General features: G+C 71.0%; 3 protein-coding genes and 1 pseudogene. 1 reads left to right on the plus strand and 3 read right to left on the minus strand.

Annotation, left to right across the window (positions count from 1 at the left end; genetic code table 11):
• The 3 genes and pseudogenes from ACWF94_RS26965 to ACWF94_RS26975 form a co-directional block, all read right to left on the minus strand.
• Positions 1-172 (minus strand): annotated as a pseudogene (locus tag ACWF94_RS26965) (methionine synthase); the annotation flags it as partial.
• 172 nt (positions 173-344) lie between these two features.
• Complete coding sequence (locus tag ACWF94_RS26970; RefSeq protein ID WP_453493698.1) at positions 345-1,034, minus strand: SDR family oxidoreductase; 690 nt, start codon at positions 1,032-1,034, stop codon at positions 345-347.
• 29 nt (positions 1,035-1,063) lie between these two features.
• Positions 1,064-1,603: an LOG family protein gene (locus tag ACWF94_RS26975; protein WP_453493701.1), complete on the minus strand. Its 540-nt coding sequence runs from the start codon at positions 1,601-1,603 to the stop codon at positions 1,064-1,066.
• A 154-nt stretch (positions 1,604-1,757) separates the two neighbouring features.
• Between ACWF94_RS26975 and ACWF94_RS26980 the strand changes: the two genes are divergently transcribed.
• The coding region (locus ACWF94_RS26980) for an alpha/beta fold hydrolase (RefSeq protein WP_453493704.1) at positions 1,758-1,981 on the plus strand (224 nt) is incomplete at its 3' end.

Raw genomic sequence — 1,981 nt, forward strand, 5'->3', positions numbered from 1 at the left:
CGCGCGCGGGCAGTTCCGGCAGATACGGGAAGTCGTCGAAGGACCCCATGACGGTCTTCGCGGCCTCGCGCGCGTCGTCACCGGGCATCGATCCGATGCCGGTGGCGGGGCCCGGACGGAACTCGTTCCTGTCGGGGGCGGGGCTCGGGCTGGACTCGCTCTTCTGGCTCACCCCGGAAGCGTACGTCCCGCTCCGGACGGCTGGACGCGCGCGCCGGGAGCGGCGCGGCACGGGCGGGGCGGGCGTGCCGGGCAGGCCGGGGCGGGCGTGCCAGACGTGCCGGGCCGGTCGGGGCGGACGGTCGGGCCGCCCGGTCGGGGCGGACGGGGCTGGCGTGCCGGGATCAGTGCCCGGGGCGCACGCTCAGATTGTCGATTTCCGCGTCGCGCGGCAGGTCGATCGCGGTGACGATCGCGGTCGCGACCGACTCCGGGTCGATCCAGCGGGAGGCGTCGTACTCCTTGCCCTCCTGGGAGTGCACCTTGGCCTGCATGGGTCCGGCCGTACCTCCCGGGAAGACGGAGGTGACCCGTACACCGGCCGGGTGCTCCTCCTCTCGCAGGGAGTCCGCGAGGGCCTTGAGCCCGTGCTTGGATGCTGCGTACACGCTCCGTTCGGCTTTCGCCATGAGCCCGGCGCCCGAATTGACGAAGACCACATGTCCGCGTGCGGCGCGCAGTTGCGGCAGCATCAGCCGGGTCAGTTCGGCCGGTGCGATCAGATTGGTGTTGAGCTGCTGATGCCAGGTCCTGGGGCGCAGTTCACCGACCGGGCCGAGGTCGATGATTCCCGCGATGTGCAGCAGCGAGTCGAGCCGGTCCGGCATCGGCTGGTGCGAGAACGCCCAGGAGATACGGTCCGGGTCGGCGAGGTCCGCGACGAGCGTACGGGCTCCGGGGAAGGCGACCGCCAGTTCCTTCGCGCGTCCGGCGTTCCGCGCCAGCAGGAGGAGGTCGTCGCCGCGCCCGTGCAGTCGGCGGGCGACGGCCGCGCCGATGCCGGAGCCGGAGCCGGTGATCAGATGTGTTGGCATGCCGCCATGCTCGCACCCCTGTCGGCGGACTACTGAATCCCGGCCGACTCCTCCAGATACGCGAGCGCGGACACCCCGTCCGCCGCGAAGAACACCAGGTCGGTGAGGGGAATCGGCAGGAAGCCCTCCTCGTCCATGCGCCGGAACTGCTGCTTCAGACCGTCGTAGAAACCCGCCGTGTTCAGCAGGACCACCGGCTTGGAGTGCATTCCGTGCTTCTTCAGCTCCAGGATGTCGGTGGCCTCGTCCAGCGTGCCCGTCCCGCCGACCATGATCACAATCGCGTCGGAGCGGGCCAGCAGGAGCGCCTTCCGCTCGGCGAGATCCTTCGCGACCAGCATCTCGTCGGCCCCGGGACGCGCCACGTCGCTGAGGAAGCCGACCGAGATCCCGACCAGCCGCCCGCCCGCCTCCTGCACCCCATCGGCGACGACCTTCATCAGCCCGCTGTCGGAACCTCCCCAGACCAGGGTGTGACCGCCCTTGCCGAGAAGCTCCGCGAACTCCCGGGCGGGGCGCGTGTATCGGTCGTCCAGGTCGGCGGCGGAGAGGAAAACGCAGATGTTCATGGAGCCACGGTACGGGCGCCCGACCCGCACCGTACGGGCCGGGTCGCCCGGCCTATCGGCCCTAAGGGCGGACGTCCGGATTTCAACGGAAACTCGGCCAGAATTTCTTGGCTCCGAGCGATGAGTCCCGCGATGAGCACCGGTCAGCACTCCTATGGACAACATGAGCCGGACGCTCAGCAAGGCGCAGTCGGGGGACGGCACCCTCATCGCATACGAGCAGCGGGGCGACGGGCCGCCGCTGGTCCTCGTCGGCGGGGCCCTGTGCACGGCGGCCACGGACGCGCCGCTCGCCGCGCTGCTCGCGTCCCGCTTCAGTGTCGTCACCTACGACCGGCGCGGCCGGGCCGCGAGCGGTGACACCGCGCCGTACACCGT

The sequence above is a fragment of the Streptomyces sp. NPDC055078 genome, assembly GCF_053607985.1.

What these genes read in the sequence shown, in the direction of transcription:
- ACWF94_RS26970 (WP_453493698.1), bottom strand. Translation starts at nt 1,034, where the DNA reads ATGCCAACACATCTGATCACCGGCTCCGGCTCCGGCATCGGCGCGGCC.
- ACWF94_RS26975 (WP_453493701.1), bottom strand. Translation starts at nt 1,603, where the DNA reads ATGAACATCTGCGTTTTCCTCTCCGCCGCCGACCTGGACGACCGATAC.